Below are 23,468 nucleotides of genomic sequence, written 5' to 3' on the forward strand. Positions count from 1 at the left end.
CTTTCACTCCGTGGGTCGAACCGGGCGCCTATTTACTCGGGGATGCGGGTCCGTCGGCGGGTGCGGGTCGGTGGGGCTTCTCGCGCAGTTCCCCGCGCCCCTAAAGATCAGGCCCTGCGGGCCTGAAAGACCACGGCTCTGCGGGCATGGAGACGACGAGGCCGCTGGCATGAAGACGACGGGGCTGCGGGTCTGGAAGACCACGGGGCCGCGGGCCGAAAAGCACGGGCCGCGGGCCTGGAAGACCACGGGGCCGCGGGCCGAAAAGCACGGGGCGCAGCCCCTGCTTTTCAGGGGCGCGGGGAACTGCGCGAGAAGCCCCACGCACCCGCACCCGCCGACGCACCCGAACCCCCTCCCCCTCAGGCGCCCTCACCCCAGCCCCCCGCACCAGGAAAACCCCTTTACCCCCCGTGGGATACTGACGACATCCACCCGTACCCCGAGGAGAACGGCACCCCCTGATGGCTTCGGTCACGTCCCTCACCGCCTCCGTCCACCAGCGCCTCGCAACCGCCCTCTCGGCAACCCTGCCGACCGCGGACGCGGACCCGCTGCTGCGACGCAGCGACCGGGCGGACTACCAGGCGAACGGGATCCTCGCCCTCGCCAAGAAGGCGAAGGCGAACCCCCGGGAGCTGGCCACCCAGGTCGTCGCCCAGGTGGAGTCCGGTGAGCTGATCAAGGAGATCGAGGTCTCCGGCCCCGGCTTCCTCAACATCACCCTCACCGACCACGCGATCACGGCGAACCTCGCGGAGCGCTACGCGGACGCGGAGAACCGTCTCGGCGTGCCGTTCGCGGAGCACCCGGGTACGACGGTCATCGACTACGCCCAGCCGAACGTGGCGAAGGAGATGCACGTCGGACACCTCCGCTCCGCCGTCATCGGCGACGCGGTCGTCCAGATCCTGGAGTTCACCGGCGAGAACGTGGTCCGCAGGCACCACATCGGCGACTGGGGCACCCAGTTCGGCATGCTGATCCAGTATCTGGACGAGCACCCGCACGAGCTGGACCACAAGGACGCCCAGGTGAGCGGCGAGGAGGCGATGTCGAACCTCGACCGCCTCTACAAGGCCGCCCGGAGGCTGTTCGACTCCGACGAGGAGTTCAAGACGCGGGCCCGCCGGCGGGTGGTCGACCTCCAGGCCGGTGACCCGCACACCCTCGCCACATGGCAGAAGTTCGTCGACGAGTCGAAGATCTACTTCTTCTCCGTCTTCGAGAAGCTGGACATGGAGATCCGGGACGCGGACATCGTCGGCGAGTCGGGCTACAACGACATGCTGGACGAGACGTGCCGCCTCCTGGAGGAGTCGGGCGTCGCGGTCCGCTCGGAGGGCGCCCTCTGTGTCTTCTTCGAGGACATCAAGGGCCCGGACGGCAACCCGGTCCCCCTGATCGTCAAGAAGTCGGACGGCGGCTACGGCTACGCGGCGACGGACCTCTCCGCGATCAGGGACCGCGTCTTCAACCTCAAGGCGAACTCGCTCCTGTACGTCGTGGACGCCCGCCAGTCCCTGCACTTCAAGATGGTCTTCGAGACCGCGCGCAGGGCGGGCTGGCTGAACGACGACGACGTCAAGGCGTTCCAGCTGGCCTTCGGCACGGTCCTCGGCAAGGACGGCAAGCCGTTCAAGACCCGTGAGGGCGAGACGGTCCGCCTGGTCGACCTGCTGGACGAGGCGATCGACCGCGCCACGACCGTCGTCCGGGAGAAGGCCGAGAAGGTGGGCCTGACCGAGCAGGAGATCGTCGAGAACGGCCGTCACGTGGGCATCGGCGCGGTGAAGTACGCCGACCTGTCCACGTCCGCCGTCCGGGACTACAAGTTCGACCTGGACCAGATGGTCTCGCTGAACGGCGACACGTCCGTGTACCTCCAGTACGCGTACGCCCGTATCCAGTCGATCCTCCGCAAGGCGGGCGAGACGGCGCCGGCCGCGCACCCGGAGCTGGAACTGGCCCCGGCCGAGCGGGCGATGGGCCTGCACCTGGACCAGTTCGGCGAGACGCTGGCGGAGGTGGCCCAGTCGTACGAGCCGCACAAGCTGGCCGCGTACCTCTTCAAGCTGGCGACGCTGCTGACGACGTTCTACGACCAGTGCCCGGTCCTGAAGGCCGAGACCCCGGCCCAGGTGGAGAACCGCCTGTTCCTGGTCGACCTGACGGCCCGCACCCTGCACCAGGGCATGGCCCTGCTGGGCATCAGGACGCCCGAGAAGCTCTGAACCGCTCTCTTGGGAGTTGGCCGCAACCGTCTCTTCGGGCATTGCCCTTCGGGACACAGCGGGACAGGAGCCCTCCCGCGCGCGCGAGCCGGCCGTCTGTCCGTCCGTCCGTCCGTCGGTGACTGTCAGTGGCTGCCCTTACAGTCACCGGCATGGCGACACTTCCCAACCCGCTGCCCAAGCTGGCGGCCGACCCGAGCGGGCGTGTGCTCGGGCTTGAGATCCCGCTTCCGCAGGGGCGGCTGATCGATGCGACGGACGAGGGTCCGTGGCACGAGCCGCTGCTGTGGTGCGCGGACGAGCCGGCCACGCCCGGCGTCTGGACCGCCGTCCAGCCCGCACGCCGTACGGCCGGTCTGCTCCCGGTGCTGCTGGACGTCGGCGGCAGCCAGGGCGGGCCGGAGGGGTGGGAGTTGGCGCCCGGCGAGATGTCGTACCCCGGGGACCACGACGCGGACGAGGTCCTGGCCGAGTTCTGGGACGAGTACGCGACCGGCGAGGACCCCGACTGGCCCGGCCTCACCGAAGCCCCCACGCCCGGCCCCGCCCGGAACGCACCCTCTTCCGCTCCCGACCCGGACGCCCTCGCCCCCGATCCGGACGCCCTCGCCGCCGAGACCGCCGACGCCCTCGTCAAGGACCCCTCCCGGCTGAAGGAACCCCGCCTCGCCCTGGTCCCCGCCCGCCGCAGCGCCGACATCCCGGCGGCCATCGGCTGGGGCGGCCCGATGAACCACGAGAACGACGTGGCGAGGCTGTGCGCGGTCCTGCGCTCCTGGGAGGACCGCTTCGGCATACGCGTCATCGCCCTCACCTACGACCAGCTCGTCCTCTCGGTCGCCGTCCCACCCGCCACCGAGGCCGAAGCCGAGGCCGTCGCCGCCGAACACTTCGCCTTCTGCCCCGACAACGTCCGGCAGGGCACCCCCGACGGCACCCGCCAGTCGTACGCCCGCACCCTGCCCGGCGAGCGCACGTGGTCCTTCTGGTGGGACTGAGGCCGCCGAGGGGACGCGCGGCGGGCCCCGGAACGCCCTCACTCGCCCCGGAACGCCCCCTCACTCGCCCCGCAAGCCCTCCCCCAGCCTCCGCAGCCCCTCCCGGATCTCCTCCGGCGCCTGTGTGACGAAGCACAGCCGCAGCGTCGACCGGTCCGGCTCCCCGGCGTAGAAGGGCGCCCCGGGCACGTACGCCACGTCCTGGCGGACCACGCGCGGGAGGAGGGCGGTGGTGTCGTAGGACGAAGGAAGGCGGGCCCAGAGGAACATGCCGCCCTCGGGCCGGTTCCACACGGACCCCTCCGGCAGCGCCCCGGCCAGCCCCGCGAGCATGGTGTCGCGGCGCTCCCGGTACGCGGCGGCGACCCGGGCGACATGCGCGTCCAGGTCACGGTCGGCCAGATAGCGGGCCGCGGCGAGCTGGTTGACGGTCGGGGTGTGCAGATCGGCCGCCTGCTTGGCGACCGCGCACGCCCGGCGCAGCCCGGCGGGCGCGCGCAGCCACCCGAGCCGCATACCGGGCGCCATCACCTTGGAGAAGGAGCCCAGCAGGGCCGTACGGTCCTCGGCGCCCGGGTACGAAGCGATCCACGGCACCCGGTGGCCCTCGAAGCGGAGTTCGCCGTACGGGTCGTCCTCGACGATCCACAGCCCGCGCCGGGCGGCGACGGCGGCGACGGCCGCCCGCCGCGCGGCCGGAAGGGTGCGCCCGGTCGGGTTCTGGAAGGTGGGCACGGTGTAGAAGAGCTTGGGCCGGGTCCGCACCACCAGCTTCTCCAGCGCCTCCGGGTCCACGCCGTACGCGTCGCCCGGCACGGCCACCACGCGTGCCCCCGCGAACCGGAACGCCTGAAGCGCCGCCAGATAGCAGGGGTCCTCGACCAGTACGACGTCCCCCGGTTCGACGAGCGCGGTGGCGAGCAGCGACAGCGCCTGCTGCGACCCGGTGGTGACGAGCACCTCGTCCGCGTCCGTCGCCAGCCCCCGCGCCCCGTACCGCGCGGCGAGAGCCGCCCGGAGCGCGGGCTCGCCCTCGGTCGTCGCGTACTGCAGGGCGCGCCCGGCCGACTCGGCGAGCACATCGCGGTAGGCCGCCGCTATCCCCTCGGTGTCGAACAGCTCCGGCGCGGGCAACCCACCCGCGAAGTTGACGACTTCGGGACGCGAGGTGACGGCGAGGATGTCCCGTACGGGGGAACCTCCGACAGCCGCGACCCGCTCGGCGAAGGCGGGCACGGCCGCCCCGCCGTCCACCGCGTCCTCGCCCGCCGCCCCGCCCGGATCCCCCTCCACCGCGACAAACCCCACGTCATCCGCGCCCCGCACAGCATCCACGGCACCCATCCCACGGCTCCTTCGGCACTCCCGGACGGCAGAACCCCGCCCCCTGCCCGCACCCTAGCCCGATACATGCCTCCTACATCCACCATTTCCGCGATGCGGACCGCCCTGCGCACCCCCTAGGCTGCGCGCATGCTCCCCAGCGTGGACACGAACGACGAGTTGGAAGAAGTCGTCGGTGACGAGGCGCTGCTGCGACCGGCCGCCCAGGATCTCTGTGGTCAACTCGGTCTCGCAGGCGCGCGAATCGTGCGTTTCCCCGAGGGCTCGCTGCCGGTGTACGCCGTCGGTGACGCCCTCGTCCTCAAGCTGTATCCGGGTTTCGAAGCGGACGAAGCCATCCGGGAAGCCCGGCTGCTGTCCCTCCTGTGGGGCAAACTGCCCATCCCCACACCCCGGCTGCACTCGGCCGACCAGTACAAGAACGGCTGGCGCTATGCGCTGATGTCCCGCCTGCCCGGCGAGGACCTCAACGAGGTCTGGCCCCGCATCCCCCGGCCCGACCAGGAACGTATCGTCGCCGAGGCCGCCGAGGGCCTCGCCGCCCTGCACGCCCTGGACGCCGCCCCGATCGTCTCCCTCACCGGACCGCCGGACTGGGGGAGGTTCATCGCCGCACAGCGCGCGGCGGCGGTCGAGCAGCAGCGGAGCGGCGGCCTCACGGGCCCCTGGCTGGAACAGATCCCGGACTTCCTCCGCTCCGTCCCGCTCCCCGCCTCGCGCCGACCGGTCCTCCTGCACACCGAGTTCATGCGCGAGCACCTCACCGTGGACCCGCACGACGGCTGGCGCCTGACCGGCCTCTTCGACTTCGAACCCGCCATGGTCGGCGACCCCGCCTACGACTTCGTCAGCGTCGGGCTCTTCCTGACCCGAGCCGACCCCACCCTCCTCAAACTCTTCTACGAGGCGTACGGCCACCCCCCGTTCGACCCCCGCGAACTGATGGCCTACACCCTCCTGCACGTCTACAGCGACCTGAACTGGTACCTGCGAAGCCTCCCGGCCCCGCCCAGCCAGAACTTCGACGCGCTGGCGGAGACGTGGTTCGGAACGGGGGGTTGAGCGCCTGGTAACGGGGGCCGCGCGTCTGGTAACGGGGGCTGCGCGCCTGAAGGGGCGCGGGGCTGCGCCTGCCCCCTACCCCTTCCGCCCCATCGCCGCGTACACGTTGATGTCCGCGTCGGTCACATCGTTGATGTCCCGATACCGAACCTTCTCGATGTCGTCCATCGCGGCGAGCCGCAGCGACTCGATCGCCTCCGGCAACGGCGCCCCACCCTCGAACCGCCAGTGATGCGCCGGCACCACCCCCGGCTCGTCCACCGAGAGCCCGCTCTCCTCGAAGAAGCGGGCGACCTCGGCCTTGGACCGCAGTACGAAGGTGAACCCCCGCGTGGTGTAGGTCTCCTGCACCGCGCGGATCTTCGCCGGATTGAGGTCCTCGGTCAGATGGCTGAGCACGAGCCGGCTCCCGGCGGGCAGCGCCTCCACCAGCTCCCGCACCACGGGGTACGCCTCGTCGTCCTCGATGAAGTGGAGGATCGCCACCAGGCACAGCGCGATCGGCCGGTCGAAGTCGAGCGTCTTCGCGGCCGCTTCGAGGATGCGCGCCGGCGTCGTGAGGTCGGCGTCGATGTAGTCCGTCGCCCCCTCGGGCCCACTCGTGAGCAACGCGCGGGCGTGGGCGAGCACCACCGGGTCGTTGTCGACGTACACGACCCGGGAGTCGGCGGCGATGCCTTGGGCGATCTGGTGGACGTTCTCGGCGGTCGGCAGGCCGGTGCCGATGTCGAGGAACTGCCGGATGCCCTCGTCCTCGGTGAGCGTGCTCACCGCGCGGCGCAGGAAGTCCCGGTTGTGCCGGACGTCGAGGTATCCGCGCGGGTTCGCCGCCAGGGCCGCGCCGGCGGCCTCGCGGTCCACCGGGTAGTTGTCCTTGCCGCCGAGGAAGACGTCGTAGACCCGCGCCGGGTGCGCCTTGGTGGTGTCGATCCTCTTCCGCAGCTCGGCGGGGTCCTGGCTGAGCGCGTCACCGGCCATCAAGCTCTCCCTGGGGGGTCGGGTCATTGAATGACCAACAACCTAACGCCCCAGGGGAGTTGCCGCGTCAGGCTTGCGCCGGATACGCCTTCGGGTCGGGGCCGTACTGGTTGGCGTCCCGCTGCCCCTCGGTGGCCATGAAGATGATCGTGAAGATGAGACCGACGCAGGGGACGAGCCCGATGAGGACCCACCAGCCGCTGCGGCCGGTGTCGTGCAGTCGCCGGACGCTGACAGCCAGGGACGGTAGGAAGATGGCCACGGCGAAGACGATCTCGGGCACCTCGGTGTCCATGGCGAGGCCGAGGATGACCAGCCCGAGATAGATGAGCGAGCTGATCAGCGTGAACATCCAGTACTCCTGGCGACGCGCCCGCCCGCTGAAGACCGCGTACTTCTTGAGCACCTCGACGAACCAGTTCATAGCTTCCCCCGAGAATCGGCACACGCCTGCCCTGCACATCAGGACAGGCGCAGAAGTTATGCCGATTGACGAGGACTCGTCAATTCCTTAACCGCTTCAGCCACCTTCACCACTGTCGCCGCTTTCGCTGCTGTCGCTGCTTTCGCCGTTCTCGCCCAAGGTCGTCCCCTCCGGGACCCACTTCGGCCCGCCCAGCGGGTACTCGTACGCCGGGCGCCCGTTGTTGCCGCTCGTACGGAACGGCTGACCGTTGTCGTTCACGGTCAGCGTGCCGCTGCGGGTGCCGCTGGTCCACTCCAGCTCCAGGTACCAGCTGACGTAGTACGCCGAGGCGTCGGCGGTGATGTAGTACACCTCGGGGTCGGACTCGCTGACGGAGTACGGGAAGTCCCTGCTGCCCGCCTTGGGCTGGACATCGGGGCGCGCGGCGTCGAGGGCGATCGTGAAGGACCGGGTCGGTACGCCGGCCCCGCAGCCGACACCGGGGTACCCCATGGCGTAGTCGTTCCAGGCGAGGGGCGACCGCTTGTCGGCCATCCGGACCTTGAGGCTCCGTACGACCACGGTCTCCTCGCCGGTGCCCTGCAGGGTGAGCGTCAGGAACTGCTCCCCCGACGAGACGGCCCCGGCGGACCTCACCCAGGCCGGCGCGTCCTGCTCCGGCGGCGGCGGCCCCACCTTCGCCGGCGGCCGGTCGACCAGGTACCGCTGACCGCAGGGGCTCTCCCAGGTGTACGGCTCCACCTTCACGGACAGCGGCGCCGGGAGGGAGGCGTCCTCACCGCCCTCGCCGGGGCTGGTCGGCTCGGTGGTGACCGAGGCACCGGCCCCCTTGCCGTCGGCCTTGTCGCCCTTGCCGCCGTCGCCCCCCTTGTCGCCCTCCTTGCCCTTCCTGCTCGCCGTGGCGGAAGGCGAGGCGCTGGACGGCGAGGCGGCGCCTTCGTCCGCCGCGTCCTTCCCGTCGCTCCCGACGGACGCCGACCCGGCCTTCCGCCCGGCTCCGTCCTCCGTCCCGCCCGGCGACAGACTGGCGGCGAGCGTCACCGCGCCCAGTACGGCGGCCACGGCCACCCCGGCCACGAGGGCGAGCCGGGTACGCCGTCGAGCATGCGGCGGGGCCTTCGCCACACCGGAACCCTGGTCCCCGACGACCGCCTCCAACTCCGGCCGCTCCTCCACGGCCGCCACCTGCCCGGCCGACCCCTCCGAAGGCACCGCGCCCGCAGCCGCCGCCTCCGCAGCCGGCCCCTCCGCAGTGGCCCCGTCCGCTGGCACCCCACCCGAAGGCACCGCCTCCGGAGCCGGCCCCTCCGCAGGCACCCGATCCGCAGCCGCCCCCACCGCCGCCGAACCGACGGAGTCATCCCCCTTGTGCCGCCGCATCGCGTCCGCGAGCACCCATCTCCGGTGGAGCTCGACCAGCTCCTCCGGCGTCGCCTTGCAGAGGCGAGCGAGCCGCTCGACGGGCGCGTAGTCCGTCGGCACGGCGTCCCCGTTGCAGTACCGGTGCAGCGTCGACGTACTCATGTGGAGCCGCTTGGCGAGCACCCCGTAACTGAGCCCGGAGCGCTCCTTCAACTCCCGTAGGAGCTCGGCAAAGTCAGCCTTCACGTCCCTCACGTCCCGTTCCGCGTTCCAGGGAAGCAACGTTTCCCCAGGTCAAAGCCGTTGCGGGCATTCCAGCGTCCCTGATCGGCCGCCAACTGTGGCGGCTGGGACGGATCACCCCGCAAGCTCTGGTCATCCAAGCACGCCGCTCCCGGCAGACCGGTCGAGCGGCGCGGCTTCGAGCACTTGTTCTCAGCCTCTTCAACTGGCTTTGTCCGAAAGGGATTCACCATGCGCACGTTCCGCACCGCTCGTACCGCCCGCCCCGCCCGTCTGCTCGCCGCGACAGGAGTCGCCCTCGCGGCCCTCGCCCTCACGGCGTGCGACAACGGAATGGGCCCCCGGGACGAGGGTTCGGCGAGCACCTCGCAGACGACCGGCGGCTCGGGCACGACCACCGGCGGCTCGGGCACGACCACCGGCACGTCCGGCTCCACCACCGGCGGCGCCACGGCCGACAAGGCCTCCCACAAGGCCTCTTCGAAAGCCGTCAGCGACGACCCCTGGGACCCCGCCAACCGCGTCACCTGCAACGGCTCCAACACCACGGTGACGACCCAGCGGGTGTCCCGCCCGATCAACCACATGCTGATCACCGTCAAGAACACCGGCTCGAAGTACTGCGACCTCTACTACGCCCCCTCGGTCCGCTTCGGCGAGGCGCAGTCGGCACCGCGCGTCATCGAGGAGTCCCAGCCGCAGGCCGTGGTGACCCTCGCTCCCGGCGAGTCCGGCTACGCGGGCGTCCTCCTCTCCTCCGCCGACGGCAGCGGCGAGGGCGGCTCGACGGAGAACAAGGCCGTCGTCTACTTCCAGGACCGCGAGGGCGGCGACGCCGGCTCCCCCGCGTCCCCCGCCCTCCCGGCCGGCGGCGTGTACGTCGACAGCACGGTGGCCGTCACCTACTGGCAGTCCACCATCGAGGACGCCCTGATGTACTGAGCGGCGGCCTCTCAGCGCGTCCCCCCAGGCGGCGGACACCACGCCGCCTGGGGCCGCATCCCGAACCGCCCGCGGAACCCCACCGGGCCTGGATGAGCCGCAGTGCGCAGGGCGACCGACCGGTCTTTTTCAGCGCAGCATCCGAGCCGCCTCGACGGCCCAGTACGTGAGGATGTTCTGCGCACCCGCCCGCTTGATCCCCGTCAGCGTCTCCAGGATCGCCCGGTCACGGTCGATCCACCCCTTCTCGGCGGCGGCCTCGACCATCGAGTACTCCCCGGAGATCTGGTACGCGGCGACCGGCACGTCCACGCTGTCCGCGACCCGCGCGAGGATGTCCAGGTAGGGCCCGGCCGGCTTGACCATCACCATGTCGGCGCCCTCCTCCAGATCGAGGGCGAGCTCGCGCAGCGACTCGCGGGCGTTCGCCGGGTCCTGCTGGTACGTCTTCCGGTCCCCCTTCAGCGAGGAGCCGACGGCCTCCCGGAAGGGCCCGTAGAAGGCGGACGCGTACTTGGCGGTGTAGGCGAGGATGGCGACGTCCTCACGCCCGATCTGATCGAGGGCGTCACGGATGACCCCGATCTGGCCGTCCATCATCCCGCTGGGCCCGACGACATGCGCACCGGCGTCGGCCTGCACCTGGGCCATCTCGGCGTACCGCTCCAGCGTCGCGTCGTTGTCGACGCGCCCCTGATCGTCCAGCACCCCGCAGTGCCCGTGGTCGATGGTCTCGTCGAGACACACATCCGACATCACCAGCAGCTCGTCGCCCACCTCGGCCCGCACATCACGGATGGCGACCTGCAGAATCCCGTCCGGATCGGTCCCAGGCGTCCCGAGCGCGTCCTTCTTCGCCTCCTCCGGCACCCCGAACAGCATGATCCCGGAGACCCCGGCCTCCACGGCCTCCACGGCGGCCTTCTTCAGACTGTCCCGCGTGTGCTGCACGACCCCCGGCATCGCCGCGATCGGCACCGGCTCACTCACGCCCTCCCGCACGAACGCGGGCAGGATGAAGTCGGCGGGATGCAGCCGCGTCTCGGCCACCATCCGGCGCATCACGGGCGTCGTACGAAGCCGGCGGGGCCGCGTACCGGGAAACGATCCGTACTTCGACATATACCTACGCTACGCCCGGGCCGTGGCCCCCTTTGCCAACACCCCGTCGGCAGCCCCGCACCCGTCCTACGCCCCCTGAACGCCACTCCCCGGAACGTGGGCGCCCCCTTCTTCTTCCCGGACGACCCGCAGCACGGGCTCCGGCAGGGCGAACTCGCCGAGATCGAACGCGGCATCCCGCCAGTGCGCGGCCAAGTCCAGCAACTTCTGCGGGTCGTAGTCGACGGGCGGCCCCGGCTGGCAGGGCAGCAGCGGGTAGAGGACGGCGGCGGCGAACCGGACACCCCACATGGCGGCCCCGGCATGAGGTTCCACCCCTTCCGCCACCCCTTCCTTCTTCAGGTACTCCAGGGTGGCCGACGCATCGCGCAGGGTGTTGTACACCTGCACATAGGTGGCGTGGATCGTGTGGTCGGTCATGCGGCACTCCTCGGAAAGCCGGGTGGATCGGTCCGCCCCGAATCCGGCTCAGACAGCTCAGACAGCTCAGACAGCTCAGGCGGTACGGACAGCTCAGGCGGTACGGACGGATTCGGGTCCTGCCGCCCCACGGCCCCGGTGGCCCCGGTGGCCCCGGCCGCCCCGGTGGTACGGCGGTCGCGTTCGGCGCGGCAATCTCGGCACCAGGTCCCCTCGGGCTGGCGGAAGGCCCGATTGCAGCCGCCCGCGCAGTCCACCATCCGGTACCACGGGGCCGGTTCGCCCTCTGCGGCCCGCTCCTCGGACATGTCCGGCAGGACTGGCAACGGCGGTGGCAGCAGTTCACTCAGGCGGTAGGCGAGGAACCGTGCCGGATTCCGGAGAGGCACGGGAAGATCGGCCGTCATGGCGTGGTGCACCGCCGCCTTAGTGGCCCCGTTCTCGAACCAGGCGACGACGGCCGGAGCGAGACGGCGCACATCCTTCTGCGAGAGCGTGAACCGATCATCGGTCCGGCGCAGCCCCACGAGCAGCGCGACAGCCTTGTCGTGGTGCTCACCGCGTTCCGACGAGTCGGGGTCGACGTCCTGCGCCGCAGGCGGTACGACGGAATCAACGGCGCCTGGATCGCCTCCAACAGGCCCCCCGTCGCCCACCACGTCCTCGACGGGCACCTCCTCGACGACCGGCCGTACGGGCACGGGGTCCACCGGAGCGGCGACAGCAATCGACCCCTCCCTCTCCCCCGCCACCCCACGGGCCCGTGTGAGCGCCGGAGCGTTGTACGCGTACGTCCGCGTGACCACGCGCCCACCGTCGACCCGCTCCCGCACCCGCTCGACGTAACCGTGCGCCTCCAACTCCCTCAGCGCGAAGGCGATCCGGTCCCTGCCTTCGGTGAACCGCTCGGCGAGAGTGCGGATGTCGGCGGAAGCCCCCTGGGGCAGCGACAGGATGTGGGTGCCGAGCCCGATGGCGGTCAGCGACAACTCACGATGCTGGGAGAGGTGATTCCCGATGATCGTGTACCGGTCAGGCTGGTACTCCTTGACGTGAGTGACACCGGAACGGGTGGCACTTTGCCGGATACGGGACTGCGGGCGCACAGCGCCACTAAGCTTGGTCTCAGCCATGAGGGAAGCCCTACTTCTCCTCGGTGGTCAGGCCCTCGCACTGGGATTGCACTCCCGGCGAGGGCCGTCGCATGTCTGCGGTCGGTCTCCGCCGAGCCTGCACGTCCAAACCTCCCTCGCGCCAGCCGAGTTGGGAGAGTTCACTCCGCCGAGTGACGAACACGGGGTTTGGATTGGTTTGGAGGGTTCTTTCCCAAGAGTTCTTTCTCTTTTACCGCCCGCACCCCCGACACACGCCCGACCGGGACCCGTGTTTCCGGGCTCCGGTACGCCGCACGGTTCATCACGCCGGGTGTGCCGCCGTACCGGCGCTGCCGTGACCCACACGCAAAGAACGGCGGAGGCGTCCACCCAGGACCCCTCCGCCGTTCTCACGTACCTACCCTCAGGTGGTCGTCCGCCGTCTCCGCGCCCCCGGCCGCCGCTCGCTCGGCCGAGTGACGGGATCCCCCGCCTCGACCGCAGCCACGCGCCGCCGCAGCCCGAAGTCCGCCAGCGCCTCGGCCAACTTGTGCACGGACGGCTCGGGAGCCATCACGTCCACGCGCAGCCCGTGTTCCTCGGCGGTCTTGGCCGTGGCCGGACCGATACAGGCGATCACCGTCACGTTGTGCGGCTTCCCGGCGATGCCCACCAGGTTCCGCACAGTGGACGACGACGTGAAGAGCACCGCGTCGAACCCGCCCCCCTTGATCGCCTCCCGGGTCTCGGCCGGCGGCGGCGACGCGCGCACGGTCCGATAGGCCGTGACGTCGTCGACCTCCCACCCGAGCTCGATCAGTCCGGCGACCAGCGTCTCGGTCGCGATGTCGGCGCGCGGCAGGAAGACACGGTCGATCGGGTCGAACACGGGGTCGTACGGCGGCCAGTCCTCCAGCAACCCGGCGGCGGACTGCTCCCCGCTCGGCACGAGATCCGGCTTCACACCGAAGGCGATGAGTGCCTTGGCGGTCTGCTCCCCCACCGCCGCGACCTTGATCCCCGCGAAGGCACGGGCGTCGAGCCCGTACTCCTCGAACTTCTCCCGCACGGCCTTGACCGCGTTCACCGAGGTGAAGGCGATCCACTCGTAGCGCCCGGTCACGAGCCCCTTCACGGCCCGCTCCATCTGCTGCGGCGTCCGCGGCGGCTCGACCGCGATCGTCGGCACCTCGTGCGGCACGGCCCCGTACGAGCGCAGTTGGTCGGAGAGCGAGGCAGCCTGCTCCTTCGTACGCGGCACGAGGACCCGCCACCCGAAGAGCGGCTTGTTCTCGAACCACGACAGCTGGTCGCGCTGGGCCGCCGCGGAACGCTCACCGACCACGGCTATCACCGGCCGACCGCCCTCGGGCGAGGGCAGCACCTTCGCCTGCTTGAAGGTCTGCGCGATCGTGCCGAGCGTCGCGCTCCAGGTCCGCTGCCGGGTCGTCGTACCGGCGACGGTGACGGTCATCGGCGTATCGGGCTTGCGGCCCGCCGCGACCAGTTCACCCGCCGCCGCGGCCACGGTCTCCAGCGTCGCCGAGACCACGACCGTCCCGTCCGACGTGCCGACCTCCGACCAGCACCGCTCGGACGCCGTGCGCGCGTCGACGAACCGTACGTCCGCGCCCTGCGCGTCCCGCAGCGGCACACCGGCGTACGCGGGCACGCCCACGGCGGCCGCCACGCCGGGCACCACCTCGAACGGCACGCCGGCGGCGGCGCACGCCAGCATCTCCTCGGTGGCGTAAGTGTCGAGGCCAGGGTCCCCTGACACCGCACGCACGACCCGCTTGCCGCCCCGCGCGGCCTCCATGACAAGATGTGCGGCATCCCGCACAGCGGGTGCACCAACGGTTGTTGACGCGCCGTCAACAACCGTCAGCTGAGGCGTGCCTGTGCCCGAAAACGTATCCGCTGAAGTAGCCGCGGAAGAGGCAGAGGCAGCAGCTGAGGACGCCGCAGTCAGTGCCGGCGGCGGGCTCGAATCGGTGTCCAGCAGCGTGACGCCCTCGCGGGCGTGCGTACGCACCACGTCGAGCACGTCGTGCTCGGCGATGAGAACGTCCGCGTTCGCCAGCGCCTCGACGGCGCGCAGTGTCAGCAGTCCCGGATCCCCGGGTCCGGCACCGAGGAAGGTGACGTGACCGTGGTCCGGACCGGCGGGAAGGGTGGTGGGGCTCAATGTGCTCGCTCCCCCATCAGACCGGCCGCACCCTTAGCGAGCATCTCGGCGGCGAGTTCACGGCCGAGCGCCATTGCTTGGTCGTACGTCTCGGGCACGGGACCGGTGGTGGACAGCTGCACCAGCGTCGAGCCGTCGGTCGTGCCGACGACGCCGCGCAGGCGCATCTCCTTGACAATCTGCCCGTCGGCCAGCAGGTCGGCGAACGCACCCACAGGTGCGCTGCAACCGGCCTCCAGGGCGGCGAGCAGGGACCGCTCGGCGGTCACGGCGCCCCGTGTGTACGGGTCGTCGAGCCCGGCGAGCGCGGCGATCAGTTCCGCGTTGTCCGCGGCGCATTCGATCGCCAGTGCCCCCTGGCCGGGGGCGGGCAAAACGGTGTCGACCGAAAGGAAATCGGTCACTTCATCAATCCGCCCGATCCGGTTCAGTCCGGCGGCGGCCAGAACGACGGCGTCCAGCTCACCCTTCCGCACATACCCGATCCGGGTGTCTACGTTCCCGCGGATCGGCACCGTCTCGATCGTGAGCCCGTGGCTGCGCGCGTACGCGTTCAGCTGGGACATCCGTCGCGGCGAACCGGTGCCGACGCGCGCGCCCTCGGGCAGCTGCTCGAAGGTCAGCCCGTCCCTGGCGACCAGCACGTCCCGCGCGTCCTCGCGCACCGGCACGGCGGCCAGCGCCAGGTCGTCCGGGTGCGTGGTGGGCAGGTCCTTGAGGGAGTGCACGGCGAAGTCGACCTCGCCGCGCAGCAGCGCCTCGCGCAGCGCGGTGACGAACACACCCGTGCCGCCGATCTGCGCCAACTGCTCGCGGGAGACGTCGCCGTACGTCGTGATCTCCACGAGTTCGACGGGCCGTCCGGTCAGCCGGCGGACCTCGTCCGCCACCTGCCCGGACTGGGCCATGGCGAGTTTGCTTCGCCTGGTCCCCAGCCTCAGGGCCCTGTTTTGCGGCTCACTCATGATCGCCCTCGGTTCTCGGCGTCGTTCTCCATGGTCCTGCTGTCCTCGGCCCGGGACACGGCGGCGACCGTCTCCTGGTCCAGGTCGAACAGAGTCCGCAGCGCGTCCGCGTACCCGGCGCCGCCGGGTTCGGCCGCGAGCTGCTTGACCCGTACGGTCGGCGCGTGCAGCAGCTTGTCGACGACGCGCCGCACGGTCTGGGTGATCTCGCCGCGGTGCTTGTCGTCGAGGCCCGGCAGCCGGCCCTCCAGGCGGGCGATCTCGGTCGCGACGACATCGGCGGCCATGGCGCGCAGCGCCACGACGGTGGGTGTGATGTGCGCGGCCCGCTGAGCGGCGCCGAAGGCGGCCACCTCGTCGGAAACGATCCTTCGCACCATGTCGACGTCGGCGGCCATCGGCGCGTCCGCCGAGACCTCGGCGAGCGACTCGATGTCGACCAGCCGCACCCCGGCCAGCCGGTGCGCGGCGGCGTCGATGTCCCGGGGCATCGCCAGGTCCAGCAACGCCAGGACCGGCGTCGGCCGGGGCACCTCGACGACGGGCTCGGGCCTGCGCAGCTCGGTGATCCGCCCGGTGACGGCCACGGTCGCGACGAGCGCTGCGATCAGCTCGGCGTCCGCGGCGGGCGTACGCGCGGTCTCACGCTCCGGCGTACGGCGGCTCGCGCGCCGGTCCACGGTCGCGTTGTCCACCCAGGCGGCGTGCTGCTCCAGCGTGGCCGCGTCCATCCCGGCCACCGCGGCCTCCCCGTGCACGGAGAAGCCACCGCCCTGGACGGCGGGGAGGTCGAGGGGGCAGTCGTCGTCGCTGCCGAGGGAGGCCGGCGGCAGGACCGGCCGTATCGCGGTACGCGTGTCCGTACGGCTCTCCGGCCCGGCGGGGACGCCCTCGGGCACCCGGCCCTCGACGGCCGCCGCGACCGTCTCGGCGGTCAGGACCAGGCCCGTGGCGCCCGTACAGGAGACGACGACCTCGGCACGTGTCAGCTCGGCCGGCACCGATTCCATCGGAACCGCGCGGGCCAGCACGTCCGTTCCGCCCTGTTCGGTCAAGATCTGCGCGAGCCGCTCGGCCCGGTCGTACGTCCGGTTGGCGATCACGATCTCGCCGACACCGGCGCGCGCGAGCGTCGCGGCGGCCAGGGAGGACATCGACCCGGCACCGATCACGACGGCCCGCTTGCCCCGGGCCCAGCTCTCGACGTCCGCGCCGGCGGTGAACTGCTCCAGACCGAAGGTCACCAGCGACTGCCCGGCCCGGTCGATCCCGGTCTCGGAGTGCGCCCGCTTGCCGACCCTGAGGCTCTGCTGGAACAGGTCGTTCAGCAGCCGCCCGGCGGTGTGCAGCTCCTGCGCCCGGGCCAGCGCGTCCTTGATCTGCCCGAGGATCTGCCCCTCGCCGACGACCATGGAGTCCAGCCCGCAGGCCACCGAGAAGAGATGGTGGACGGCCCGGTCCTCGTAGTGCACGTACAGGTACGGCGTCAGCTCGTCGAGCCCCACCCCGCTGTGCTGGGCGAGCAGCGTCGACAGCTCGGCGACACCCGCGTGGAACTTGTCCACGTCGGCGTACAGCTCGATGCGGTTGCAGGTGGCGAGAACGGCGGCCTCGGCGGCCGGCTCGGCGGCGACCGTGTCCTGAAGCAACTTGATCTGCGCGTCCAGGGACAGCGCCGCCCGCTCCAGCACACTCACCGGAGCACTGCGGTGGCTCAGTCCGACGACCAGGAGACTCATGCCGGCATCACGGCGGGGACATCCCCGTCGGGCCCTTTCCCGGACTCCTTGGGAGCCAGCGGTACGGCACCGGCCTCGGCCGCGGCCTCCTCGCCGGCCTTGCGCTGCTCGTGGAAGGCGAGGATCTGCAGCTCGATCGAGAGGTCCACCTTGCGGACATCGACCCCGTCCGGCACGGACAGCACGGTGGGCGCGAAGTTCAGGATCGACGTGACCCCGGCGGCGACCAGCCGGTCGCACACCTGCTGGGCGGCACCGGCGGGGGTGGCGATCACGCCGATGGACACGCCGTTGTCGTCGATGATCTTTTCCAGCTCGTCCGTGTGCTGGACCGGAATACCCGCGACCGGCTTCCCCGCCATCGTCGGATCGGCGTCTATCAGCGCAGCGACCCGGAATCCACGGGAGGCGAACCCGCCGTAGTTGGCGAGCGCGGCGCCGAGGTTACCGATACCGACGATCACAACCGGCCAGTCCTGGGTCAGCCCCAGCTCACGCGAGATCTGGTAGACGAGATACTCGACGTCGTACCCCACACCCCGGGTCCCGTAGGAGCCCAGGTACGAGAAGTCCTTGCGCAGCTTCGCGGAGTTGACCCCGGCGGCGGCCGCGAGTTCCTCGGATGAAACGGTGGGTACCGAGCGCTCCGACAGCGCGGTCAGAGCACGGAGGTACAGCGGAAGCCTGGCGACGGTGGCCTCGGGAATTCCTCGGCTACGGGTCGCCGGTCGGTGAGTTCGGCCAGTTGCCACGGTGCTCCTGCGGGTAGAGCGGGGCTGCGGGCGGTCATGCGTCCCCAGACCGCCCCGTCGACAGCAGGCTATGTCTTTGTGAACGCGTGCACAAAGATGGTGTCCGATTTGCCCGGCCAACGTGACCGGGGTCACGCGCACGCGACACGCGCGAATGGAACCGGCACACACATGCCTTCGTTCCTCACCGGGCGCCTTGCACGACGGGGGCAAAACCGCACACTCTCCTCACGAATCCCGCCCCCGAGACCAACCAGCCCATCGATCCTAAGCGACTTTTGGGACCACTTGGACTGGTCGGTCAGGTCACATTCGTAGAGCCCCCTACGAGAGGGCCTTGCGCAGCCGCTCCTCATTCACACGCCAGAAGGTGTGCTGGGCACCGTCCACCAGCACCACGGGGATCTGCTCCCAGTACTGGCGGTGCAGTTCGGGGTCCTCGGTGATGTCCTTCTTCTCCCAGGGAACGCCCAGCTCACCGCAGACCTTCCCAATCACCGCCTCCGCGTCGTCGCACAGATGGCACCCGGGTTTCCCGATCAGTGTGACGAGACGCTCACCGGAATTCCTCGGCGTCCGCCGAAACATGGCACTCATGTCGGCCATTGTCGCTCCGCACGAAGGCGCACACCTCTTCCTCACCACGAAGCGCACGACCTGCTCTTTTCCCGACCGGTTCCTCCCCGTTCCGCATACGGACACGCCGCCGGGTCCACTCCTTTAACGACACGGTCGTGGAGAGTTCACAACCCGCAAACCTCTCGACTCCGGAACCACTGAACTGACTGGCTATGCTCACGTCATGGCCGCTCTCGGATGGCTCACTCCCCGTAGGCGCTCCGCCACGGCGCGGAGCGTTTTGGCAGGCGAGGCCTCTGCGGAGGCAGCGCGCAAGTCCTCCCAGGAGCTGGAGGACATCTCCCCCGCGCCCGACGCCGTCAAGGAACCGGAGTTCCCGGTCCTCGGCGACGACAAGGCCGCCGCCTTCTTCGACCTCGACAACACCGTCATGCAGGGCGCCTCGCTCTTCCACTTCGGCCGGGGCCTGTACAAACGGAAGTTCTTCGAGACCCGCGACCTCGCCCGATTCGCCTGGCAGCAGGCATGGTTCCGGCTGGCGGGGTCCGAGGACCCCGAGCACATGCAGGACGCCCAGAACTCCGCGCTCTCCATCGTCCAGGGCCACCGCGTCGCCGAACTGACGATCATCGGCGAGGAGATCTACGACGAGTACATGGCCGAGCGCATCTGGCCGGGCACCCGCGCCCTGGCCCAGGCCCACCTCGACGCCGGCCAGAAGGTCTGGCTCGTCACGGCCGCGCCCGTGGAGATCGCCCAGGTCATCGCCCGCCGCCTGGGCCTGACCGGCGCGCTGGGCACGGTCGCCGAGTCGGTCGACGGCGTCTACACCGGCAAGCTGGTCGGCGAGCCGCTGCACGGTCCCGCGAAGGCCGAGGCCGTCCGCGCCCTGGCCGCGGCGGAGGGCCTCGACCTCTCCCGCTGCGCCGCGTACAGCGACTCCCACAACGACATCCCCATGCTGTCGCTCGTGGGGCACCCCTACGCCATCAACCCGGACACCAAACTCCGCAAGCACGCCCGCGAGATGGACTGGCGGCTGCGCGACTACCGAACCGCCCGCAAGGCCGCCAAGGTCGGTCTGCCCGCGGCGGCGGGTGTGGGAGCGGTGGCCGGCGGCACGGCGGCCGCGATCGCTTTGCATCGCCGTCGCCGCTGAACCGTCCGGGCCGTCTGAACTGTCTGTCGTTTTTCGAACGCCGGAGAGGCTGGGAAACCAGCCTCTCCGGCGTTCGCGCGTCCGGCCCCGCCACCCCGCATTCCAGCCGTCCTACCCCCACTCCGTGCCCCTCAGTCACGCCATCCGCACCCGACCACAACACGCCCCGCACCCAGACGGAACACGAACTCAATCGATCAGCAATCGATCACGGATCGGCACTTGAGCAGCCGTCAATCGGTTACAGAAGCGACGTAATCGATGATTTGAGCAACTGGGTGTAGCAGTGCCTGCACGAAGCGTTATTCTCCTCAAACGCAAACCGGTACCCCTCCGTCGCTACGACGGGTGAAAGGTTCCGTACTGCACGTGATGGAAGCTCTGCCTCTGGGAGTCCCGTGTACCCACACGTCGGGGTTGACGCCTCGGGCCTGGCTACGCTGCGCGCGACGGTCAACCAACTGTTGCGCGGCTTCGTCCCCACCGCGTACGCCGTCCCCGCCCTCGCCACCTCCGCCGCGCCCGTCGGTCCGTGCTACGCACTGGCCGAGGGCAGCGCGGCGGTGGGCAGACGAGGCCGTTCGGGATCCGCCGCCACGACCACCCGCCGTCCGGCCGCGGACAGCGACAGCGCCCGCATGATGGACCTCGTCGAACGCGCCCAGTCCGGCGAGGCCGACGCCTTCGGCCGCCTGTACGACCAGTACAGCGACACCGTCTACCGCTACATCTACTACCGCGTCGGCGGCAAGGCGACCGCCGAGGACCTCACCAGCGAGACGTTCCTGCGCGCCCTGCGCCGCATCGGCACGTTCACCTGGCAGGGCCGCGACTTCGGCGCCTGGCTGGTCACGATCGCCCGCAACCTGGTGGCCGACCACTTCAAGTCCAGCCGTTTCCGCCTCGAGGTCACCACCGGCGAGATGCTCGACGCCAACGAGGTCGAGCGCTCCCCCGAGGACTCCGTCCTGGAGTCCCTCTCCAACGCCGCACTGCTGGAGGCCGTACGCCGCCTCAACCCCCAGCAGCAGGAGTGCGTCACCCTCCGCTTCCTCCAGGGCCTCTCCGTCGCCGAGACCGCCCGCGTCATGGGCAAGAACGAGGGCGCGATCAAGACCCTCCAGTACCGCGCGGTCCGCACCCTCGCCCGCCTCCTCCCGGACGACGCCCGCTGAACCCCACCGCCCGGGACGACCACGGCTGAGCGGCACCGCGCCGAGCGCCGATCACATACGCTCAGCGACACCAACTCACGCTCCGTGGAAGTCCGTTGACTTCCACGCCCGATCATCCGCCGTCCGTAACCCAAGTGCCACACCACTCGTTGTGCGGGATACAGGCTCCCTGTGGTCGCACCCTGACCGACATCGATCACTCGATCGTGTGGATCGGTCGGGGACGTGCAACCCTCAGGACCCCCTGGGGAGTCGACCGTCATGACGAGAGGAGGTGCCGCCAGTGATCGCGAACGTATCGGCGCACCGGCGGGCGAACGCCTTCGCCCAGGCCCTGGAGGAGCTGTCCGACCGGGGCACGGCGGCCGAGCAGCCCGAGGGATCGCCACCGGCCCCGGCAGCGGAACAGACCGAGCAGGGCCGCCTGTTGGCCCTCGCGACCGGTCTCGACGAGCTGCCCAAGCCGGTGCTCGACCCCGAGGTCAAGGTCGTCCATCGCGCCCAGTTGGTGGCCGCGATGGAAGCCATGCTGCGGGACGGCACACTGCCGGGGCGCGAGGCGTCGGACCCTTCGGTGCCCGAGCAGCGATCGGGCAAGGCGCGAGGCGCTCACCGGGCAAGCCCGCTGGGAAAGTTGCGACCACGGTCCCGCCTGACGAAGGGTCTCGCCGCGGGCGGACTCAGCGTCGGTGTGGCCGCGAGCGCGTTCGGCGGTGTGGCCGCCGCCAGCTCCGACGCCCTGCCCGGTGACTCGCTCTACGGCCTCAAGCGTGGCATCGAGGACGTGAAGCTCACCCTGGCCGACGACAGCGACGACCGCGGCCGGCTCTATCTGGACCAGGCGTCCACCCGGCTCGGCGAGGCCCGCCGCCTCATGGAGCGCGACCGGGGCGGACAGCTCGACCACGAGTCCGTCGGCGAGATCCGCCGCGCCCTCAGCGGCATGCGGCACGACGCCTCCGAGGGCCACCGCCTGCTCCACGAGGCCTACCAGCGGGACCCCGGCTCCCTCGGCCCCATCCAGGCACTGTCGGCCTTCTCGCGATCCCACCGCGAGGCCTGGGGCGCGCTCCGCGACCGACTGCCCGTGCAGCTCGGGGACGTGAGCCAGCAGGTCTCGTCGGTCTTCGACGCCATAGACGAAGAGGTCGCCCCGCACTCCTCGCTGCTGCCTCAGCCCCCCGTCCAGGGCGGCGGCGACAAGCGGCGCTCGCCGGGTTCCGGCACCCCCGGCTCCACGGACTCGGGCGGCCCGGCCCCCAGTTCCCCCGGCGGCTCCGCCGACGGCACCCGGGAAAGCGGCAGCAAGCCCCAGCCGTCCACCTCGGACAGCAGCGGCGAAGGCCTCGTCGGCGGCACCACCGGCGGCCTCCTGGACCCGCCCCAGGACGACACCACCAGCACCTCCCCGTCCACCGGCAAATCCACCCCGGCCGAAAAGCCCGACGTCACCCTCCCGCCCCTTCTCCCGGGCCTCCTGCCCGGCCTCGGCATCGACGGCGAGAACACCGACTAGCTCCAGCCCACTAGCTCCATACGACGGTGGGGCGCCCTTCTCGAAGAAGGGCGCCCCACCGTCGTATGCCGGCACAGAGCCGCTAGAAGAACACCGACCGCCGCTGCACCAACAGCTTGTACAGCGTGTGCTGGATCTGTTCGCGGACCTGGTCCGTCAGGTTGAACATCAGCATCGGGTCCTCGGCGGCCTCCGGCGGATAGCCGTCCGTGGGGATGGGCTCCCCGAACTGGATGGTCCACTTCGTCGGCAGCGGCACCGCGCCCAGGGGGCCCAGCCAGGGGAACGTCGGCGTGATCGGGAAGTACGGGAAACCGAGCAGACGAGCGACCGTCTTCGAGTTCCCGATCATCGGGTAGATCTCCTCCGCGCCCACGATCGAGCACGGGATGATCGGCGTACCGGCGCGCAGGGCGGTCGAGACGAAACCACCCCGGCCGAAACGCTGCAGCTTGTAGCGGTCCCCGAAGGGCTTGCCGAGGCCCTTGAAGCCCTCCGGCATGACCCCGACCAGCTCACCCTGCTCAAGCAGCCGTGAGGCGTCCTCCGCGCACGCGAGGGTGTGCCCCAGCTTGCGGGCCAGCTCGTTGACCACCGGCAGCATGAAGACCAGGTCCGCCGCGAGCAGCCGCAGATGGCGCCCGGCGGGATGGTTGTCGTGGACGGCGACCTGCATCATCAGGCCGTCCATCGGCAGCGTCCCCGAGTGGTTGGCGACGATCAGGGCGCCACCGTCCGTCGGGATGTTCTCGATGCCCTTCACCTCGACCCGGAAGTACTTCTCGTAAACCGGCCGCAGCAGCGACATCAGCACCTGGTCGGTGAGCTCGGCGTCGTAGCCGAAGTCGTCGACCTCGTAGTCACCGGTGAGCCGCTTGCGCAGGAAGGCGAGCCCGCCCGCGATGCGCCGCTCCAGCCCGCTGCCGTCCTGTGCCTCGGCGGCCCCCTGGGGCGGCTCCGGCTTCTCCCGTGTCACAGGGACATCATCGGTGCTGGTCGGCCGTCCGGGGAGGGCCTGGACCTCGCCGGATTCACGCACGTCCCGTACGACCGCGCTCTCGCCCTTGCGCCGGCTCCCCGTACTCCGGCGGCGCGGCGGGCGCTGCACGGCACCCCCGCGCGTCCGGTCGTCGTCGAACGGAATGACCTTGGCATCCGCCATCGTTGAT

The 23,468-nt window shown here is 70.7% G+C and carries 20 protein-coding genes; 7 read left to right on the forward strand and 13 right to left on the reverse strand.

What is annotated here, in order from left to right; genetic code table 11:
• The first annotated feature begins 464 nt into the window (after nt 1-464).
• Both argS and ACWD26_RS34020 read left to right on the forward strand, forming a co-directional pair.
• Complete coding sequence (argS, locus tag ACWD26_RS34015; protein WP_451275828.1) at nt 465-2,234, forward strand: arginine--tRNA ligase; 1,770 nt, start codon at nt 465-467, stop codon at nt 2,232-2,234.
• Between the two features lie 152 nt (nt 2,235-2,386).
• Entirely contained in the window at nt 2,387-3,232 is an 846-nt protein-coding gene (locus ACWD26_RS34020) for a DUF4253 domain-containing protein (protein ID WP_451275830.1), read from the forward strand.
• 60 nt (nt 3,233-3,292) lie between these two features.
• On the opposite strand, the gene ACWD26_RS34025 is transcribed toward ACWD26_RS34020, so the two are convergent.
• Complete coding sequence (locus ACWD26_RS34025) at nt 3,293-4,576, reverse strand: aminotransferase-like domain-containing protein (RefSeq protein WP_451275831.1); 1,284 nt, start codon at nt 4,574-4,576, stop codon at nt 3,293-3,295.
• A 129-nt stretch (nt 4,577-4,705) separates the two neighbouring features.
• Here ACWD26_RS34025 and ACWD26_RS34030 point away from each other — a divergent pair, with 129 nt between their 5' ends.
• Entirely contained in the window at nt 4,706-5,638 is a 933-nt protein-coding gene (locus tag ACWD26_RS34030; RefSeq protein ID WP_451275833.1) for an aminoglycoside phosphotransferase family protein, read from the forward strand.
• A 75-nt stretch (nt 5,639-5,713) separates the two neighbouring features.
• On the opposite strand, the gene ACWD26_RS34035 is transcribed toward ACWD26_RS34030, so the two are convergent.
• The 3 genes from ACWD26_RS34035 to ACWD26_RS34045 form a co-directional block, all read right to left on the reverse strand.
• Nucleotides 5,714-6,616, reverse strand: coding sequence for an SAM-dependent methyltransferase (locus ACWD26_RS34035; protein WP_451275835.1), 903 nt, complete (start codon nt 6,614-6,616; stop codon nt 5,714-5,716).
• Between the two features lie 67 nt (nt 6,617-6,683).
• Nucleotides 6,684-7,040: a DUF805 domain-containing protein gene (locus ACWD26_RS34040; RefSeq protein ID WP_451275837.1), complete on the reverse strand. Its 357-nt coding sequence runs from the start codon at nt 7,038-7,040 to the stop codon at nt 6,684-6,686.
• A gap of 96 nt (nt 7,041-7,136) precedes the next feature.
• A complete protein-coding gene (locus ACWD26_RS34045) occupies nt 7,137-8,651 on the reverse strand; it encodes a helix-turn-helix domain-containing protein (protein WP_451275839.1) in 1,515 nt (504 codons plus the stop codon).
• A 228-nt stretch (nt 8,652-8,879) separates the two neighbouring features.
• Between ACWD26_RS34045 and ACWD26_RS34050 the strand changes: the two genes are divergently transcribed.
• Nucleotides 8,880-9,590, forward strand: a complete 711-nt coding sequence (locus tag ACWD26_RS34050) for a DUF4232 domain-containing protein (protein ID WP_451275841.1) — start codon at nt 8,880-8,882, stop codon at nt 9,588-9,590.
• A 129-nt stretch (nt 9,591-9,719) separates the two neighbouring features.
• Here ACWD26_RS34050 and hemB read toward each other — a convergent pair whose 3' ends face one another.
• The 8 genes from hemB to ACWD26_RS34090 all read right to left on the reverse strand — a co-directional run bounded on the left by hemB (nt 9,720) and on the right by ACWD26_RS34090 (nt 18,476).
• On the reverse strand, nt 9,720-10,712 hold the full coding sequence (gene hemB, locus ACWD26_RS34055) for a porphobilinogen synthase (protein WP_451275843.1): 993 nt from the start codon (nt 10,710-10,712) through the stop codon (nt 9,720-9,722).
• 66 nt (nt 10,713-10,778) lie between these two features.
• Complete coding sequence (locus ACWD26_RS34060) at nt 10,779-11,132, reverse strand: hypothetical protein (protein ID WP_451275845.1); 354 nt, start codon at nt 11,130-11,132, stop codon at nt 10,779-10,781.
• The gene (locus tag ACWD26_RS34065; RefSeq protein WP_451275847.1) at nt 11,129-12,265 is read right to left on the reverse strand and encodes a helix-turn-helix domain-containing protein; all 1,137 of its coding nucleotides are present in this window, start codon (nt 12,263-12,265) and stop codon (nt 11,129-11,131) included. Before ACWD26_RS34065 ends, ACWD26_RS34060 begins: the two co-directional genes overlap by 4 nt.
• Nucleotides 12,266-12,650: 385 nt before the next feature.
• Nucleotides 12,651-14,414 (reverse strand): uroporphyrinogen-III synthase, encoded by a 1,764-nt coding sequence (locus tag ACWD26_RS34070; RefSeq protein ID WP_451275849.1) that lies wholly within the window; start codon nt 14,412-14,414, stop codon nt 12,651-12,653.
• Nucleotides 14,411-15,379: a hydroxymethylbilane synthase gene (gene hemC, locus ACWD26_RS34075; RefSeq protein WP_451275851.1), complete on the reverse strand. Its 969-nt coding sequence runs from the start codon at nt 15,377-15,379 to the stop codon at nt 14,411-14,413. Before hemC ends, ACWD26_RS34070 begins: the two co-directional genes overlap by 4 nt.
• Nucleotides 15,376-17,118, reverse strand: coding sequence for a glutamyl-tRNA reductase (locus tag ACWD26_RS34080; RefSeq protein ID WP_451275852.1), 1,743 nt, complete (start codon nt 17,116-17,118; stop codon nt 15,376-15,378). Before ACWD26_RS34080 ends, hemC begins: the two co-directional genes overlap by 4 nt.
• Nucleotides 17,115-17,870 carry a redox-sensing transcriptional repressor Rex gene (locus tag ACWD26_RS34085; protein WP_451275854.1) on the reverse strand — a complete coding sequence of 252 codons (756 nt, stop codon included), beginning with the start codon at nt 17,868-17,870 and terminating at the stop codon, nt 17,115-17,117. Before ACWD26_RS34085 ends, ACWD26_RS34080 begins: the two co-directional genes overlap by 4 nt.
• Nucleotides 17,871-18,194: 324 nt before the next feature.
• Complete coding sequence (locus ACWD26_RS34090; protein WP_451275856.1) at nt 18,195-18,476, reverse strand: glutaredoxin family protein; 282 nt, start codon at nt 18,474-18,476, stop codon at nt 18,195-18,197.
• Between the two features lie 196 nt (nt 18,477-18,672).
• Between ACWD26_RS34090 and ACWD26_RS34095 the strand changes: the two genes are divergently transcribed.
• The 3 genes from ACWD26_RS34095 (at nt 18,673) to ACWD26_RS34105 (ending at nt 22,299) form a co-directional block, all read left to right on the forward strand.
• Nucleotides 18,673-19,608: an HAD family hydrolase gene (locus tag ACWD26_RS34095; RefSeq protein ID WP_451275858.1), complete on the forward strand. Its 936-nt coding sequence runs from the start codon at nt 18,673-18,675 to the stop codon at nt 19,606-19,608.
• 398 nt (nt 19,609-20,006) lie between these two features.
• A complete protein-coding gene (locus tag ACWD26_RS34100) occupies nt 20,007-20,783 on the forward strand; it encodes an ECF subfamily RNA polymerase sigma factor, BldN family (protein ID WP_451275860.1) in 777 nt (258 codons plus the stop codon).
• A gap of 283 nt (nt 20,784-21,066) precedes the next feature.
• The gene (locus ACWD26_RS34105) at nt 21,067-22,299 is read left to right on the forward strand and encodes a DUF5667 domain-containing protein (protein ID WP_451275862.1); all 1,233 of its coding nucleotides are present in this window, start codon (nt 21,067-21,069) and stop codon (nt 22,297-22,299) included.
• An 82-nt stretch (nt 22,300-22,381) separates the two neighbouring features.
• On the opposite strand, the gene ACWD26_RS34110 is transcribed toward ACWD26_RS34105, so the two are convergent.
• Complete coding sequence (locus ACWD26_RS34110; protein WP_451275864.1) at nt 22,382-23,461, reverse strand: lysophospholipid acyltransferase family protein; 1,080 nt, start codon at nt 23,459-23,461, stop codon at nt 22,382-22,384.
• Between the last annotated feature and the right edge of the window lie 7 nt (nt 23,462-23,468).

The sequence above is a fragment of the Streptomyces sp. NPDC002787 genome (genome assembly GCF_053592095.1).

Excerpts from the sequence above, each read along its gene's own strand:
- ACWD26_RS34060 (WP_451275845.1), bottom strand. The coding sequence starts at position 11,132 with ATGACCGACCACACGATCCACGCCACCTATGTGCAGGTGTACAACACC.
- ACWD26_RS34050 (WP_451275841.1), top strand. The coding sequence starts at position 8,880 with ATGCGCACGTTCCGCACCGCTCGTACCGCCCGCCCCGCCCGTCTGCTC.
- hemC (WP_451275851.1), bottom strand. The coding sequence starts at position 15,379 with ATGAGTGAGCCGCAAAACAGGGCCCTGAGGCTGGGGACCAGGCGAAGC.
- ACWD26_RS34020 (WP_451275830.1), top strand. The coding sequence starts at position 2,387 with ATGGCGACACTTCCCAACCCGCTGCCCAAGCTGGCGGCCGACCCGAGC.
- ACWD26_RS34025 (WP_451275831.1), bottom strand. The coding sequence starts at position 4,576 with ATGGGTGCCGTGGATGCTGTGCGGGGCGCGGATGACGTGGGGTTTGTC.
- ACWD26_RS34030 (WP_451275833.1), top strand. The coding sequence starts at position 4,706 with ATGCTCCCCAGCGTGGACACGAACGACGAGTTGGAAGAAGTCGTCGGT.
- argS (WP_451275828.1), top strand. The coding sequence starts at position 465 with ATGGCTTCGGTCACGTCCCTCACCGCCTCCGTCCACCAGCGCCTCGCA.
- ACWD26_RS34110 (WP_451275864.1), bottom strand. The coding sequence starts at position 23,461 with ATGGCGGATGCCAAGGTCATTCCGTTCGACGACGACCGGACGCGCGGG.
- ACWD26_RS34035 (WP_451275835.1), bottom strand. The coding sequence starts at position 6,616 with ATGGCCGGTGACGCGCTCAGCCAGGACCCCGCCGAGCTGCGGAAGAGG.
- hemB (WP_451275843.1), bottom strand. The coding sequence starts at position 10,712 with ATGTCGAAGTACGGATCGTTTCCCGGTACGCGGCCCCGCCGGCTTCGT.
- ACWD26_RS34065 (WP_451275847.1), bottom strand. The coding sequence starts at position 12,265 with ATGGCTGAGACCAAGCTTAGTGGCGCTGTGCGCCCGCAGTCCCGTATC.
- ACWD26_RS34040 (WP_451275837.1), bottom strand. The coding sequence starts at position 7,040 with ATGAACTGGTTCGTCGAGGTGCTCAAGAAGTACGCGGTCTTCAGCGGG.
- ACWD26_RS34095 (WP_451275858.1), top strand. The coding sequence starts at position 18,673 with ATGGCCGCTCTCGGATGGCTCACTCCCCGTAGGCGCTCCGCCACGGCG.
- ACWD26_RS34090 (WP_451275856.1), bottom strand. The coding sequence starts at position 18,476 with ATGGCCGACATGAGTGCCATGTTTCGGCGGACGCCGAGGAATTCCGGT.
- ACWD26_RS34080 (WP_451275852.1), bottom strand. The coding sequence starts at position 17,118 with ATGAGTCTCCTGGTCGTCGGACTGAGCCACCGCAGTGCTCCGGTGAGT.